This is a genomic window from Mesorhizobium loti, from assembly GCA_014189435.1.
Classification (GTDB): Bacteria; Pseudomonadota; Alphaproteobacteria; order Rhizobiales; family Rhizobiaceae; genus Mesorhizobium; species Mesorhizobium loti_G.
Map to the genome: position 1 here is coordinate 2,464,894 of CP050293.1, position 15,654 is coordinate 2,480,547.

Consider the following 15,654-nt stretch of genomic DNA (forward strand, 5'->3'; position numbering starts at 1 on the left):
GATGGATCATATCCATATAGACGGGATTTCGAAGTCGTTCGCCGGCTTCAAGGCTCTCGACAATGTCGGCATCCGCATCGCCAGGGGCGCCATCCATGCCATCCTGGGCGAGAATGGCGCCGGCAAGACGACGCTGATGAACGTTCTTTATGGGCTCTACCGCCCGGATGCGGGGCGGATCGTGCTCGACGGCAAGCCGTTGCGCATGGCCTCGCCGCGCGACGCCATCGCCAACGGCATCGGCATGATCCACCAGCACTTCATGCTGGTGGATTCGCTGTCGGTGGCTGAGAACATCGTGCTGGGCCTTGAACGCGGCCCGCACACCATCCCCTTGCGGGCGCACGAAGCCAACATTCGTGCGCTCAGTCGCAAGCTCGCCTTCGACATCGACGCGAAGGCCCCGATCCGGTCGCTGCCGATGGGCACACGCCAGCGCGTCGAAATCCTCAAGGCCCTGTACCGGAAAGCCGAAGTGCTGATCCTCGACGAACCCACCAGCGTGCTGGCGCCGACCGAGATCGCCTCGTTTCTGGATTCGCTGCGAGCGTTGCGCGCCGCCAACCACACTATCCTGCTGATCACCCACAAGCTCGACGAAGTCATGCATGTCGCCGACCGTGTCACGGTCATGCGCCACGGCAAGGTAACCCATGAAAGCGATTCCGCCGAGACGACACCGCGTGACCTCGCGCGTCGGATGGTCGGTCGCGATGTCGTGCTCAACCTCAAGCGGGTGAAATCGCCGCCCGGCGAAGTCGTGCTTGAGGCGAAGGACCTGGTCGCGCGCAATGACCAGGGAACGCGGGCGCTGGACCGCCTCAGCCTGACGCTGCGGTCCGGCGAGGTGCTCGGCGTGACCGGCGTTGACGGCAACGGTCAGCGCGAGCTAGGCGAGGTGATCGCCGGAATGCGGCCGCTCGAAGCTGGTGCCATCACGGTCGAGGGCAAGGATATCGCCACGCTCGATGTCCGCGCGCGCAAGAACCAAGCCGGCATCGGCTTCATCCCAGAGGACCGGCAGCACACAGGCCTTGTTCTCGACTATCCGGTGGCGACTAACCTCATCCTGCGCGACTACGACCGACCGCCGGCCTCGCATAACGGCATCCTTGACCTCAGCCATATCGCCCGCAACGCCGCCGATCTGGTCAAGCGCTACGACGTGCGTCTGCGCTCGCCGCAACAGCCGGCCCGCTTCCTTTCGGGCGGCAACCAGCAAAAGGTCATCCTGGCCCGCGAAATCGAGGCGCGGCCGCGCATACTCATCATCATGCAGGCCTGTAAGGGCCTCGATGTCGGCGCTATCGAGTTCGTGCAGAACATGATCTTCGACCTGAGGAAGACCGGCGTCGGCGTCCTCTATGTTTCGACGGAGCTCGAACATGTGCTCGACGTCTCCGACCGCGTCGCCGTGATGTGCGCCGGCGCCATCACCGGCGTGCTGGCCCCCGATGAGGCGACATCCGAGCGGCTGGGGGAACTGATGGCGGGTGTGAGGAGCGCGGCGTAGTGGACAATGTCATGGGTGTCGTCTTCGCGACAAGAACGCTCTGGGCGGTGGTGCTGGCATTGCTGGTCGGATCGGTACTGTTTCTTATCGCCGGGGCCAATCCGCTGCTGGCCTACCGCGCGCTGTTCGGCGAGGCGTTCCTCGACTATTTCGGGTTCGGTGCGACACTGGTGAAATTCTCTCCCATCGTGCTTGCGGGATTGGCCGTGGCGATCCCGCTGCGCGCCGGGCTGTTCAATGTCGGCGCCGAAGGTCAGATCTACCTTGGCGCGCTGTTCTGCACTATGGCGGCGCTTTATCTGCCCGAATTCTATTGGCCACTGCACATGGCCGTCTGCATCGCTGCGGCCATGCTCGGCGGCGCCCTATGGGCGGCGATCGCCGGCTTGCTCAAGGCCTATCGCGGCATCAACGAGGTCATCGTCACCTTGCTGCTCAACTATGTCGGCATGAACATCGTCAGCTACGCCGCGAGCGGGCCGATGATGGAGGAGGGCGCGCCTTACCCCTATTCGCCGGAAATTCCATTCAGCCTGTTCATGCCGTCGATCATGCCGCCGACCGATGCCCATGCCGGCGCGTTGTTCGGCATTGGCCTCGCCCTGATCTTGGCGTTCTGCCTGAAATACACGACGTTCGGCTTTGCCTTGGTCACGGTTGGCCACAATCCGCAGGCGGCGCGCTATGCCGGCATCAATGTGCGACGACAGATCGTCGTATCGATGATGCTGGGCGGGGCGCTGGCCGGCCTGGCCGGCGGGCTGGAAGTTGTGGGCGTCAAATACCGCCTGTTCCAGAGCTTCAGCCCTGGCTACGGCTTCGACGGCATCGTCGTCGCCTTCATGGCGGCCGCCAACCCCATCCTTGTCGTCGTCGCCGCGCTGTTCTTCGCCGGTCTTCGCTCCGGCGCCCAGTTCATGCAGCGCGCGGTCGGCGTCGACAGCACGGTGGTCGACGCGATTCAGGGGCTGATCGTGATGTTCGTCGCCGCCAGCCTGTCGATCCGTTTCTCCGACTCGCGCTGGGGACGGATGTTGGCGCAGCGCCGCTCGATGGAAGACCTTCTCCCGGCGCGCGGCAAGCAGAATGGGGAGAAGCAGAATGCCTGAGTGGCTGGATATCGCCTCGTCGACCGACCTCTTGCAGACCAGCCCGCGTCTAACGGTGCCCATCGCCTTCTCGGCCCTTGGCGGCGTCATCGCCGAGCGCGGCGGCATCTACAACGTCGGGCTCGAAGGCATGATGCTGTCCGGCGCCTTCGGTGGCGCACTCGGCTCCTTCCTCACCGGCAACCCGATGGCCGGCGTGCTGCTGGGCATTGCCTTTGGCGCGTCAGGCGGCGCGGTGCTGGCCTTCTTGTCGATCCGCCTCAACGTCAACCAGATCGTCTGCGGCATCGCCATCAATCTGGTCGCCGGCGGCCTGACGGCGTTCCTGGCGCGGCTGGCCTTTGGCATGGACGGTACCACCAAGGCGCTGCCCGGGTTTTCCCCCATCGCCATTCCCGGCCTGTCGTCAATCCCGCTGATCGGCCCGGTGTTCTTCGACCAGGATCCGCTGGTCTACGCCCTCTATCTGATCGTGCCGCTGGTCTACTGGCTGCTGTACCGCAGCGCCTGGGGGCTGGAGATCCGGGCCACCGGCGAGAACCCTGCGGCCGCGGATTCGGCCGGCGTGCCGGTCTACTGGGTGCGTTTCTGCTGTGTGTTGGCCAGCGGCGGCCTCGCCGGGCTTGGCGGCGCTTACATCGTGCTGTCGCAAGTCTTCGTCTTTACCGAGCATATGAGCGCGGGCAAGGGTTTCATCGCGCTTGCGGCGGTGATCCTCGGCCGCTGGGATCCGCTGTGGGCGGTCGTCGCCTCGCTGTTTTTCGGCTTCTGCGACGCGCTGCAGTTGCGGCTGCAATTTGCCAACCCGACCGTGCCCTATCAGATCTTCATCGCACTGCCCTACGTCGCCTCGATCCTGGCGCTTGTCGGTCTATACGGCCGCGTCAAGCCACCGGCCGCCGTCGGCCTGCCGTACCGGCGCGAAACCAAGATCTGAATGTCCAACGGGCTGCCGACCAGCAGCCTTCGCCGCCGACGCCGCGCGCGTTCACACAGAATTGCCGAACCGAGCAGACCTGGAGCATGCCATGACAGACACCGACACCACCGCCAAGAATGCCGGTCACGGCTATGAGAGCGGCCGCCTCAACTTGCCATTTGTCGGTATCTGCACCTTTGCCAAGTCACCCTACATCGCCGACTGGGATGCGATAAACGCCGATGTCGCCATTCTCGGCGCGCCTTACGATTTCGGCACGCAATGGCGTGCCGGCGCGCGACTCGGGCCGCGCGCCATCCGCGAGGCGTCGACGCTGTTCTCCTTCGGTCATGGCGGCGCCTACGATCATGAGGACGACGTCACCTACCTGCCGGCGAGCGTGCGCATGGTCGATCTCGGCGATGCCGACATCATCCACACCGACACCATCAATAGCCACGCCAACATCGAATATGGCGTGCGCAAATGCCTTGAAGCCGGCGCGCTGCCGGTGGTGCTGGGCGGCGACCACTCGATCAATATTCCCTGCATCAACGCCTTCGACGGCCATAGCGACATCCACCTGGTGCAGATCGACGCGCATCTCGATTTCGTCGACGAGCGCCACGGCGTGCGCTACGGCCACGGCAACCCGATGCGCCGGGCGGCTGAAAAGTCCTATGTCACCGGCCTGTCGCAGATCGGCATTCGCAATGTTTCGTCGACGGCCAGGGAAGGCTATGAGGCGGCGCGCGGCATGGGGTCCGACATCCTGTCGGTGCGCCAGTTTCGCAAACTCGGCGTCGAAGGCGTTCTCGATCGCATCCCGGCCAGCAAGCGCTACTATGTCACCATCGACATTGACGGGTTCGATCCGTCGATCGCGCCGGGCACCGGCACGCCCTCGCATGGCGGCTTCATCTACTACGAGGTGCTCGAATTGCTTGCCGGTCTGGCCAAGCGTGGCGAGGTGGTTGGCATCGACCTCGTCGAGGTCGCCCCGGATTACGACCACACCGGCACAACAGCCATCCTGGCAGCACAGATCCTAATGAACTTCATCGGGCGCATATTCCACGCCAAGACTCGACAGATCTAACGGTATCGGATGTAGGCGATGCGAAAGCTGATCTATGTATTACGCCCTGCGTGAATTTGCCGTTGCCGCTCGAAGAAGTAGTATATAAGTTATGTTTGGTGCATTTAAAGCAATACATTGACTACACGAGATGAACGCTTAGGTAGCAAAGGGGAGAGATGTGAAAATAACAACTGCAATGTCGACTGCGATGGCTTCGGCTGTAGCGATCCTATGCTTTGGATCGCCAGCACGGGCCACCGACGCGCTCAATGTCATGGCATATGGCGGCGCCTATCAGAAAAGCCAGGATGTCTATTTCAACGCTTTCGCCAAGGCGACGGGCGTGACGCCGGTGGTCGAATCCGCCGACGATGCCGCTCCAAAACTGAAGGCGATGGTCGAGGCCAATGCCGTCACCTGGGATATCATTCAGGGCGAAACGTCGGTCATCATCGACAATTGCAACAACGGCAATCTGGAGCCTTTCGATTGGAACAAGCTCGACAAGTCGAAGTTCATTCCGCTGGCCGTCCAGGAGTGTGGCGTCGGCACCATCATTTCAGCGTCGATCATCGCCTATGATGCCGATCGTTTCCCCGGCAAGAGGCCGGCCACGGTCGCCGATTTCTGGGATGTGAAGACTTTCCCCGGCAAGCGCGGGATGCGCCGGAAGGCGATTACGACGCTCGAATTCGCGCTATATGCCGATGGCGTCGCGCCGGGCGAAATCTACAAGGTGCTGCGCACCGAGGAGGGGGTTGCGCGCGCCTTTGCCAAACTCGATCAGATCAAGAAGGACATAGTCTGGTGGGAGTCGTCCTCTTCCGCGCCGCAGTTGCTGGGCTCGGGCGAGGTTACCATGTCGACGGGCTGGAACGGGCGGATAACCAACGCAAGGCAGCAGGACGGCAAGAACTTCGTGATCATTTGGGATGGTCAGAACTATGACGGCGACTTCTTTGCGATCGTCAAGGGTGCTCCGCACAAGGACCTTGCCTACAAGTTTATCGAAACGGCCATGCAGCCGCAGCTTCAGGCCGAGCAGCAGAAGTACATATCCTACGGCCCGACCTTGCTGGCCACCACCGGACTGCTGTCGGCGGACAAGCTGAAGGACTTGCCGACCTCGCCGGAGAACCTGAAAACCGCAATCCCGAACGACGCTCAGTTCTGGGCCGATAACGGCGAGGAACTCGAGCAGCGGTTCATCTCCTGGCTGAACGCCGGGTGACGCCATCGACTGCCAATCAATGTCAGGGCAGGTGACACATGACGACGATGCAACTGGCACCAACCATGCCCGTCGCTGACCTTGGTCTGGGCAAATTGCTGAACAGGGCAAGGCGCAAGCGACAATCGAGGCTCTTTCTCCTATCGCTGCCGCTGGTTCTGTTTATCAGTATTGGCTTTGCTTTGCCGATCGGAGCAATGCTGCTCCGATCGGTCGACAACTCGACGATCTACCAGCAACTGCCTGAGACCAGAACTGCACTGGCGTCCTGGAACGGCCGGCAACTGCCTGGCGACGATGCATTCGCAGCCATGGAATCGGATCTGGTTGCGTCGGGCGTACAACGCAAGACCGCGCTGCTGGGCAAGTTTCTCGATTACGAGGTGCCGGGCTTTCGCAAGCTGATCGTGACCACCGGCAACCGGCTTTCGTCCGCCGCCGGTGCATCGGCGCGTGAACGGCTTGGCGGGATAGACCGAAAGTGGCTGGACACAGACACATGGTCGGCGCTTAAGCGCGCCGCTCGTCCTTATACGTTGCGCAATGTTCTGGCTGCCGTCGATCTGCGAATGACGGTCGCCGGGGAGGTGACGCGAGCGCTGCCCGGTCGCGATATCCACCTTCCCATTCTCGCCAGGACGTTAGGCGTGGCGGCGCTTGTCTGCCTGTGCACGCTGGTCCTTGGGTTTCCTGTGGCGCTGGTCATAGCGTCCGTGCAGCAAAGGCTGTCGAATGTTTTGCTGATGCTGGTGCTGCTGCCATTCTGGACATCGGTGCTGGTGCGCACTACCGCCTGGATCGTTCTTCTGCAGACCCAGGGCGTAGTCAACAGTGGACTCTCTATGCTCGGTCTTGCCAATGAGCCGTTGCCGCTGATGTTCAGCCGCATCGGCGTGATCATCGTCATGACGCATGTGCTGCTGCCGTTCATGGTGCTGCCGATCTGCAATTCGATGAAGACGGTTTCGATCAACTATGTCCGCGCCGGTTTGTCGCTTGGCGCGAGCCCGGCATATACCCTGTGGAAGGTCTATCTGCCCTTGGTCAAGCCGGGCATCATCAATGGCTGTGTCCTGGTTTTCATCAGTGCCATTGGATACTACGTGACGCCAGCCCTGGTCGGCGGTCCCGCCGACCAGTTGTTCAGCTACCTCATCGCCTTCCACACGACCAACTCGCTTAATTGGGGCATGGCGGCAGCTCTGTCGCTGCTGTTGCTGACAAGCATGGGCGGGCTCTACCTGCTCATTCGCCTGATCGTCGGCCCGATCGACCTGATGATGGAGGCGCGCCGATGATGCTCCATCTTCTGTTCGGTGGCCGCAACTCGATCGGGCTGAATGCGCTCTATCTATTCAGCGGATTGGTATTCGTCTTTCTGATCGCGCCAATCCTGGTGATCATTCCGCTTTCGTTCAACCAGGCTCCATATTTCACCTTTCCGATCGAACATTTCAGTCTCAAATGGTATGAGATCCTGGCGGCCTCGCCCGCATGGCAGCTGGCCGCCAGGAACAGCGTCCTGCTCGCGACGCTGTCCACCTTGCTGGCCACCGTGTTGGGAACGCTTGCGTCCCTTGCACTTGCCAAGCCCGACTTTCCGCTACGCTCCTTCTTCATGGCACTGGTCACGGCGCCACTCGTGGTTCCGGTTATCATCACCGCCGTCGGCCTTTATTTCGCCTATGTGCCGATCGGCCTGACCGGCAGCTTTCTCGGATTGGTGCTGGCGCATGCCACGATTGCCACGCCATTCGTGGTGCTGACCGTGACATCGATCCTGGCGAGCTTCGACCAGAACCTCGTTCGCGCGGGGCTCAGCCTGGGCGCCTCCCCGGTGGAGACTTTCTGGCGCATTACGCTGCCGATTATCCTGCCCGGTATCGTTTCCGGCATGATCTTCGCATTTATCGTTTCGTTCGATGACGTGGTCATCGCGCTGTTCCTGGCTGACGCACAACAATGGACGCTGCCACGACAGATGTGGAGCGGCCTTCGCGAGAATGTCGATCCGACAATCCTCGCCGCCGGCACACTGCTGGCGGTGTTTTCGGCCATCATCCAGATCGTCGCCGATGGCCTTCGTCGCCGTAACCTGCGGAGGGCATCCCGTGCAGATTGAACCGACCGATCTGGCGACGACACTTTGGGCGGCTACCGCGCCCCCGCCGCCACCGACATTGTCTCTAAACGGCGACGATACCGCAGACGTGGTTGTCGTGGGTGCAGGATACACGGGTCTTTCGACAGCACTTCATGTCGCCGAGAGCGGCAGGAATGTCGTTGTCCTGGAAGCCAAGGACATTGGCTATGGCGGTTCCGGCCGCAATGCCGGGCATTGCACACCGACGTTCCAGCATATGTCGTTGGCCACCATCAACCGGCTGCATGGAGTGCCATGGGGCCGGCGCATGGTTGCGATGCAGCTTGGCGCGGGCCGGGAGGTGGCCGATATCGTCGAGCGTTACGGCATCGATTGCGATCTTCGATGGAACGGCTTCCTGCAGGTCGCGCATGTTCCGTCGGTGCTGGCAACGATTGCCAAACGAAACGCCGACTATGCCGCGCTCGGTGCCGCATGCCGGACTGTCGATAAGGCCGAAGCCGCTGCGCTGACTGGCTCGCCGCGCTTTTTCGGCGGCTGGCTGCTGAAGGATGCCGGCCATCTCAATCCGCTCGGCTATGCGCGAGGGCTGGCGGCCGCCGCGACAGGGCTCGGGGCACGGATATTCACCCAATCGCCCGTGCTGGCCATTCGGCCGCAAGGCAACCGATGGCGCGTCGAAACAAGCGACGGTGCCGTTACCGCCAATCGCGTGCTGATTGCCACGGGAGCCTATACGGGCAAGCTCTGGCCAGGGCTGTCCGCTGCTTTTGCCAAGAGCACCGTTGCTTGCATGGCTACGGCGCCCCTGCCGGACGCGGTGCGCTCCACGGTTTTGCCCGGCGGCAATCATGTCCTCGATACTCGCGGTGATTTCACCAATATGCGTCTGGACGTCCAGGGGAGGTTAGTCACGTCGGTCTTTGTCGAGCGGGTTCGCGGCAGAAACCGAACCCATACAAGCAGAATGATGTCCGATCGCTTCGAATGGGTTTTTCCGCAACTGCGCGGCATCGAGTGGGAACACTACTGGTTCGGAGATGTCGACATGCACCCTCACACGTTCCCCCAGTATTTCCAGTTGGCCGAGGGCGTTACGGCGGCGCTGGGCTATTCGAGCCGTGGCGTGCCGACGGCGACGGCAATGGGCAAGGCGATTGCCCAACATCTGATCGGGACGCCTGTCGAGGCACTGCAGATCCGGTTGAAACCGTTCAAGCGGGCGCCAATTGGATTTGGACGGATACCCGGCCTGTTGCTGCCGATCTACCGCTGGAAGGACGCCCGGCAGCTGCGACAAGGTGGCGTCGACAGTCCGCGCTTCTGATCCGATGGGAGGAAAAGACTTGGCTAGCATAGAGATCATGACCTACGGCGGAGCGGGCTGATGACAGTGCTACCTTACGAGCAGCGCAACGAAAGCTCGCTTCCGTCGACCTATCTTGCCGGCGTGGCAAACGTCGATACCATGCTCGACCAGCATGGCGAGGTCTATCGCTACATGCGTCGGCGGGCGGATCCAATCGGGCTTCTCCTGCACGACCAGATTGCCTTGAAAATCTATCATTTGCGGCGCGAGGGCGTCGACTTGCAGCCTGGAACCGCCGAGAATCTGGAAGCATTCCTGACGCAACAGATCGAGAGCGGCGACATCGATCTCAAGCAGCGCGTCGGCTTTGCCATATTGGGGCAAGGGTTCGTGACGATCACCATCTTCGGCAAGGGCAATGCCGCGTTCAACTATGCCTATTCGGTCGAGGACAACTACCCCGCATTGAGCCGTATCTCGCTCGAACGCGCTGCGATCGCATGCACCTGGGACAGCAAGATCATCTATTACGAACTCCGCCGCTGGCACGAATACATCACGTCGACGATGAATGAAGAAGCCAAACGGCGCTATCTGACCAGCTTCATCTCGGGTTGGCTGGATGCAGCCGATTGCCCCGTCTAAGCCGGCCATCCAAGGGATGCCCGCCACCGGCGCCCCTGGTCTTACACGTGCTCGAACATGTCGGGGTTACGACTTGAAGCCGCAACTGCTGTCCGCTCCCTATTCGCCTTACGCACGCATGGTACGTGTCGTGGCCCATGAACTCGATCTGCATTCGACGATCGACATCGTTCCCGGCGATACCTGGAACGTGCCGGCACGGGTGAAGGACGCGAACCCGCTTGGCAAAGTGCCAACGCTTGTCGTTGGGGGTTCCCTCATCGTTTTCGATTCACGTGCCATCTGCGACTATCTGTGCGGACTAGCCATTGGCCAAACGCTGTTGCCGGCACAAGGCGGCGAACGCGCGGCGGTGCTGACGATGCAGTCGCTGGGCACCGGCCTGATGGACACGATGATCGAGCGGTTTCTGGAACGCTGGCGGCCGGTCGACCAGCAGATGCCAGAGGTGGCGGAGCGGCTGCGGGCAAGCGCATGGCGATGCTACGATTATCTCGAACGCGCCAGCCCGTCCTTCGAGGAGCGCGTCGACCTCGGCACGATCGCGGTTGCTGTTGCGTTGAGTTATGTCTCCTTCCGGTTTCCGAAAGATGATTGGACCGCTGGCAGGCCGCAACTGTCCGCCTGGTACGGGCGCTTCTCGCACCGTGACTCGATGTTGCAGACCGTTCTGCAAGACCTCGTGCAGCCGGAGCCTCGGCCGGATGCGCTAACGAATTCCCCCATGGACGACAGGAGAGACAAATGATTGCGCGTATCTGGCAGGCCTGGGCCGAGGTTTCAAAAGCCGACCGTTACGAAGCCTTCTTGCGAGACACGATCATTCCAGCCTTGAAGGCGATGGATAACGGCCCCCACGACATGCAGATCAATCGACGGCGCGATGGCGACCTTGTCGAATTCAAAACCATCATGTGGTTCGACGACATGGCGGGGGTGCGCGCGTTTGCCGGAGACACGTTCGAGACCGCGATTGTCGCCGAGGAAGATCGCGCGCTGCTGATACGGTTCGAACAGCATGTGAAGCACTATGAGGTAGTCGGCAGCTTCGCTAAATGATCGGTCGTGGCGAGACCGTTAGGCCGCACTTCGATGCTGCATCAATATCAGGTCGGTTTCGATTGGCCTTACATCGATCTCGACGTCGCGCGCGGCCATGGCCGCAGGATGAGTTTTCCAGAGACGCAGATCGGGAGCTTCGTCAACACGGGGGCCGACCATGACCGACAATGGCGCGACGGCAATACATGCGTCCTGGACAATCGCCCACCGCGACGGCGACCATCGCATTCTCGACAATGGTGTCGTCGTCTATCGTAACGATCGGATCGTTCACGTCGGCCAGAGCTATGACGGGCCGGTCGCCCGCCGCATCGAGGCGCCGGGGCGATTGCTCATTCCGGGGTTGATCAGCACGCACGCGCATGTCGGCGCCAGCTACGGCGACCACCTGGTTGTCGATGGCGGGCGTCGGGACCTGCTGGGCACCGGGTTTCTGAATTATGAGCCGATGAGGGAAGGGCAGGTCGGCCTTGACCACGGCACCGATGCAGACGCTTCGATCCGCTATGGATTTTCGTTGCTGCTGCGGCATGGCATTACCACCGTCGTTGAGATGGGCGGTGGCCTGTTCGATGACGGCAAAACCATGCTGCGGCGGGCCGCCGAAAGTGGCATCCGCCTCTACTACGGTCCCTCCTTCAATCCGGGCCGATATATTGTCGACGATCGGGGGCGAATCGTACGGGAAATTCGCGAGGACGTGGCCTTGCGGCAGCTTCAGTACGCTTCCGACTTCATCGCGCGACACGCCGGCGACAATGGCGGCCGGTTCCATGGCATGCTCATTCCCGGCGAGGCTTTCAATTGCACGCCAGCGATTTTTGAAGCGACACGCAATGCCGCCGACGATCTGGGTGTCGGTATCGCGCTCCGGCTTGCTGAACAAGTCTACGAATTCCACGAGGCACTGAGGCGGACCGGCCGCACTCCAGTCCGCCTGATCGAGGACAGCGGTATCCTGCGGCCGCGTACGGTGCTCGGCGATGGTCGATTCGTTGGCGGCAATTCGCAAACTGCTTATGCTTATGATGATGATCTCGATCGGCTGGCGGCATCGGGTGCCACCATTGCCCACACACCGATCGCTGGCATGCGGCGCGGCGGCATCCTTGAGAGTTTCGATCGTTATCGCAAGCGCGGGGTCAAACTGTCGATCGGCACCGCCTCCCATCCACTCGACATGATAGCGGAGATGCGCAGCGCGTCGCTGCTGGGCAAGATTGCTGACCAGAGCGTGGAAGCGGCAAGCGCGGCGGACGTGTTTCGCGCCGCGACGCTGGGTGGAGCGGAAGCGCTCGGCCGGCCCGATCTCGGTCGCGTGGCTGTGGGCGCCAAAGCGGATCTCACGCTTATCGACCTCGCCAGACTGCGCGTTGGCCCGGTCTTCGATCCAATCCGTATGCTTTTGCATGCAACGACGAGCGACTGTGTCGAGATGGTGGTGGTCGACGGCGACACGGTCGTCGAGAACGGACGAGTGCTCGCCTTCGACGTCGCCGATGACGTGGGTCGCGTGCGCGACGGCGCTCACAGGATCCAAGAAGACTTTGCATCCCGGAACTGGTCGGGGCGCAAGATTGAAGACGTGTTTCCGCCGGCGCTGCCGGCGTGGACTGCTTGATAGGCTGCAAAGGGAGAGGCAGATGCCCAACCAGACTGATGACTATACATCGTCGACCGCGCCCGCCGGAAACGGAGCCACGGTTCGCTTCAAGGGAGTTCGCAAGACCTATGATGGCGGCCACAGCTTCGCCGTGACGGGCCTGGATCTCGATGTTCATGACGGCGAGTTCCTGACCCTGCTAGGGCCGTCGGGATCCGGCAAGACGACAACGCTGATGATGCTGGCTGGTTTCGAGGACCCGAGTGTTGGCCAGATCTTCATCGGCGACGCGCCGATTACCGGCGTTCCTTCTCATCGGCGCGGCATAGGCGTGGTATTCCAGAGCTACGCATTGTTTCCACACATGACTGTCGCCGAGAATCTTGCCTTCCCGCTTAAGGTACGCCGGCTTGGCCGGGCCGAAATAACCGATCGCGTCAATAGCGCCCTCGCCATGGTCGAGCTTTCCGGATTTGGCGGCCGCAAGCCTTCGCAGTTGTCTGGCGGTCAGCAGCAGCGTGTCGCCGTGGCGCGGGCGCTAGTCTTCCAGCCGAAGCTGGTGCTCATGGACGAACCGCTTGGCGCGCTTGACAAGCGGCTTCGCGACCAGATGCAGTTCGAACTGAAATCGCTGCAGAAGCGGCTCGGCATCACCGTGGTCTATGTCACGCATGATCAGGTCGAAGCTTTGTCGATGTCGGACCGGATTGCGGTTTTCGACAAGGGAGCGGTCCAGCAATTGGCATCCCCGGACTTGATCTATCGTCGCCCGGCAACGCTTTTCGTCGCCGGCTTCATAGGTGACAGCAATCGCATGGGCGCAACGGTCGTTTCATCCGCCAGCGACCGTCGCGTCGCCGTCAGATTAGCCGGAGGCCGTGTCATCAACGCAAATGCCGCCACGCCGATGACCGCAGGTACCCGGGCTACCGTCAGCGTTCGACCTGAGGCGTTCGTGCTGCAGCCAACCGGCCAAGGCATGAATGCCACCATTCTCGAGGTTATGCCGCTCGGTGACCAGACGCGTGTCCGGATTTCCTGCCCACAGATCTCCACCGACGCAATGACGATCAAAGTGGCGTCGCACTACGATGAGATGCGGCCGGCCGCTGGTGACAATGTGTTCGTCGACATCGACGAGAGCGATGCGATGGTTTTCGCGGAGATCTTGCAGTGACCACCGTTGGTCCCCTGCACAAGCGAGCCATTCGTGCCGGCTGGGTCGTTGTGTTCGACGGCGTGCGCCAAACGCTGTTGGCCAACGGCGTGGTGGTCTGGCAGGGTGACACGATCAGCTATGTCGGGCGCGACGTGCCTGACGATGTTGACGTTGTCGAGGAAGCCCCGGGCAAGCTGCTCATACCCGGCCTGATCAGCACTCATGCCCATGTCGGCATTCACGCGGGTGATCGTCTCGTCGTTGATCAGGGAAGGCGCGATCTGCTGTTTACCGGCTATCTCAATTACTCAACCCGCCGCAAGCCAGACAGTCCTGGTCTGGGTTCATACGAAGACCCTGCAGCAAGCGCGCGCTTCGGCTTCGGGACGCTTTTGCGCAGCGGCGTGACGACGGTGCTCGACATGGGCAGCGGCGGTTTTGCGCATGGGCACACCGTCGTTGAAGCCGCAATCGAAGCTGGCATACGGCTTTACTATGGGCCAGCGTTGGCGGTTGCCGACTACCTCTACGGCGATGACGATGCCGTTGTGCGAAAATTTCAAGCTGGAGCCGAGAGGCGATTGCTCGATCAGGCGGAATCCTTCGCGCTCGCGCACGAAGGAGCAGGCGATGGCCGCATACGCACGGCGGTGGTGGTCGATGAGTTGTTCACATCCACAGCCGAGTTGCTCGTCGGCGCGAAGGACCTTGCGGATCGTCTATCGGCTCCTCTGACGCTGCATATCGCCGAGCAAGTTTTCGAGTTTCACGAAACCTTGCGGACAACGGGTCTCACGCCGATCGGGTACGTCGACGACCTTGGCATCCTCGACCACAACGTCGTGCTCGGCCACGCCGTATATGTTTCCGGTCATAGCCTCACCGCTTACCCATATCGCGGCGACCTTGAAGCGATTGGCCGGTCCGGGGCGAGTGTGGCGCACGCGCCGCTGGCGTGGGCACGCCGTGGCGTGGTGCTGGAAGATTTTCGCCGCTATCAGGAACATGGCATTCTCATGTCGATTGGGACAGACAGCTACCCGCAGGATATCCTGCTGGAGATGCAAATGGCATCGGTACTTGGCAAGGTGGCAACGCGTGACCATGAGGCTGCCACCGCGGCCGAGATATTCACCGCCGCCACATTGGGCGGCGCCAGAGCTCTCGGCAGGGATGATCTCGGCCGTATCTCACCAGGGGCCAAGGCCGACCTGGTATTGGTCGACCTTATCCACCCGCGCATCGGTCCGATTTTCGACCCAATTCGCTCGCTTCTGCACAGCGCCACATCCGATCAGGTCGAGGACGTGATTGTTGGAGGGCAATATGTGGTCCACAAAGGCCGCGTGCAGTTTGCCGAGGAGAGCGATCTTATCCTTGGCGCCTCCTATTCGGCCATGACAGCGTGGAAAAACTTTGGCGAGGTGGATCAGAATCGTCGGTCGGCCGACGTTGTATTTCCGCGAAGTTTTGCCGATTTTTGAAGAAGACACGAAATTCAACTGGCTACCTTGTGCCATCAGAGGGTTGCCGATTTGTCGGCTGGCAAGAGCAGCGTGGGATTGTGTTCACACAACAGGAGATGAGTTATGATTTCTAGGGCAATCGGGCACATAAACGCCGCCAAGTTCAACGACAGCTCCAGTCCGCCAGCAACGCTTCGTTGTGCCACGCGCAACAACAAGAACTTTTCCTGGTGCCGATTGCACGCAGATCTGGCTGCGAGTCTTTCCCAGTGCTGGTTCGGCATCTTGAACCTGTCGCCGTTGCGACGGAGGCATGAGCCTGACACAATGACTTGAATGCGGCATCTCCGCGAGGGGCCGGCACTACCTCCCAAAGGGGTTTTCTTTCGCTCGCAAGCTCTTCTCCCATCATATTGAAGAATCCGCCCAGCCGTCAGCGTTGCTCTGTGCGTT

14 protein-coding genes are annotated in these 15,654 nt (G+C 61.3%); all 14 read left to right on the forward strand.

Annotated elements, in window-relative coordinates; genetic code table 11:
• Position 1: 1 nt before the first annotated feature.
• On the forward strand, positions 2-1,513 hold the full coding sequence (locus HB777_11825) for an ABC transporter ATP-binding protein (protein ID QND64539.1): 1,512 nt from the start codon (positions 2-4) through the stop codon (positions 1,511-1,513).
• Positions 1,514-1,524: 11 nt separating this feature from the next.
• Positions 1,525-2,622, forward strand: a complete 1,098-nt coding sequence (locus tag HB777_11830; protein QND64540.1) for an ABC transporter permease — start codon at positions 1,525-1,527, stop codon at positions 2,620-2,622.
• The gene (locus HB777_11835; protein ID QND64541.1) at positions 2,615-3,559 is read left to right on the forward strand and encodes an ABC transporter permease; all 945 of its coding nucleotides are present in this window, start codon (positions 2,615-2,617) and stop codon (positions 3,557-3,559) included. The genes HB777_11830 and HB777_11835 overlap by 8 nt, the downstream gene beginning before the upstream one ends.
• Positions 3,560-3,650: 91 nt before the next feature.
• Complete coding sequence (gene speB / locus HB777_11840) at positions 3,651-4,640, forward strand: agmatinase (GenBank protein QND64542.1); 990 nt, start codon at positions 3,651-3,653, stop codon at positions 4,638-4,640.
• 190 nt (positions 4,641-4,830) lie between these two features.
• Positions 4,831-5,853, forward strand: coding sequence for an ABC transporter substrate-binding protein (locus HB777_11845; protein ID QND68740.1), 1,023 nt, complete (start codon positions 4,831-4,833; stop codon positions 5,851-5,853).
• Positions 5,854-6,050: 197 nt separating this feature from the next.
• Positions 6,051-7,151: an ABC transporter permease gene (locus tag HB777_11850; GenBank protein QND64543.1), complete on the forward strand. Its 1,101-nt coding sequence runs from the start codon at positions 6,051-6,053 to the stop codon at positions 7,149-7,151.
• Positions 7,148-7,975: an ABC transporter permease gene (locus tag HB777_11855; protein ID QND64544.1), complete on the forward strand. Its 828-nt coding sequence runs from the start codon at positions 7,148-7,150 to the stop codon at positions 7,973-7,975. The genes HB777_11850 and HB777_11855 overlap by 4 nt, the downstream gene beginning before the upstream one ends.
• On the forward strand, positions 7,965-9,284 hold the full coding sequence (locus tag HB777_11860) for an FAD-binding oxidoreductase (protein QND64545.1): 1,320 nt from the start codon (positions 7,965-7,967) through the stop codon (positions 9,282-9,284). Before HB777_11855 ends, HB777_11860 begins: the two co-directional genes overlap by 11 nt.
• Positions 9,285-9,344: 60 nt before the next feature.
• Positions 9,345-9,911: a hypothetical protein gene (locus tag HB777_11865; protein ID QND64546.1), complete on the forward strand. Its 567-nt coding sequence runs from the start codon at positions 9,345-9,347 to the stop codon at positions 9,909-9,911.
• Positions 9,889-10,659, forward strand: coding sequence for a glutathione S-transferase family protein (locus HB777_11870; GenBank protein QND64547.1), 771 nt, complete (start codon positions 9,889-9,891; stop codon positions 10,657-10,659). Before HB777_11865 ends, HB777_11870 begins: the two co-directional genes overlap by 23 nt.
• Complete coding sequence (locus tag HB777_11875) at positions 10,656-10,970, forward strand: antibiotic biosynthesis monooxygenase (GenBank protein QND64548.1); 315 nt, start codon at positions 10,656-10,658, stop codon at positions 10,968-10,970. Before HB777_11870 ends, HB777_11875 begins: the two co-directional genes overlap by 4 nt.
• 331 nt (positions 10,971-11,301) lie before the next feature.
• Positions 11,302-12,594 (forward strand): amidohydrolase family protein, encoded by a 1,293-nt coding sequence (locus HB777_11880; GenBank protein ID QND64549.1) that lies wholly within the window; start codon positions 11,302-11,304, stop codon positions 12,592-12,594.
• A 22-nt stretch (positions 12,595-12,616) separates the two neighbouring features.
• Entirely contained in the window at positions 12,617-13,753 is a 1,137-nt protein-coding gene (locus HB777_11885; GenBank protein ID QND64550.1) for an ABC transporter ATP-binding protein, read from the forward strand.
• Positions 13,750-15,219: an amidohydrolase family protein gene (locus HB777_11890; protein ID QND64551.1), complete on the forward strand. Its 1,470-nt coding sequence runs from the start codon at positions 13,750-13,752 to the stop codon at positions 15,217-15,219. Before HB777_11885 ends, HB777_11890 begins: the two co-directional genes overlap by 4 nt.
• The last annotated feature ends 435 nt before the right edge of the window (positions 15,220-15,654 follow it).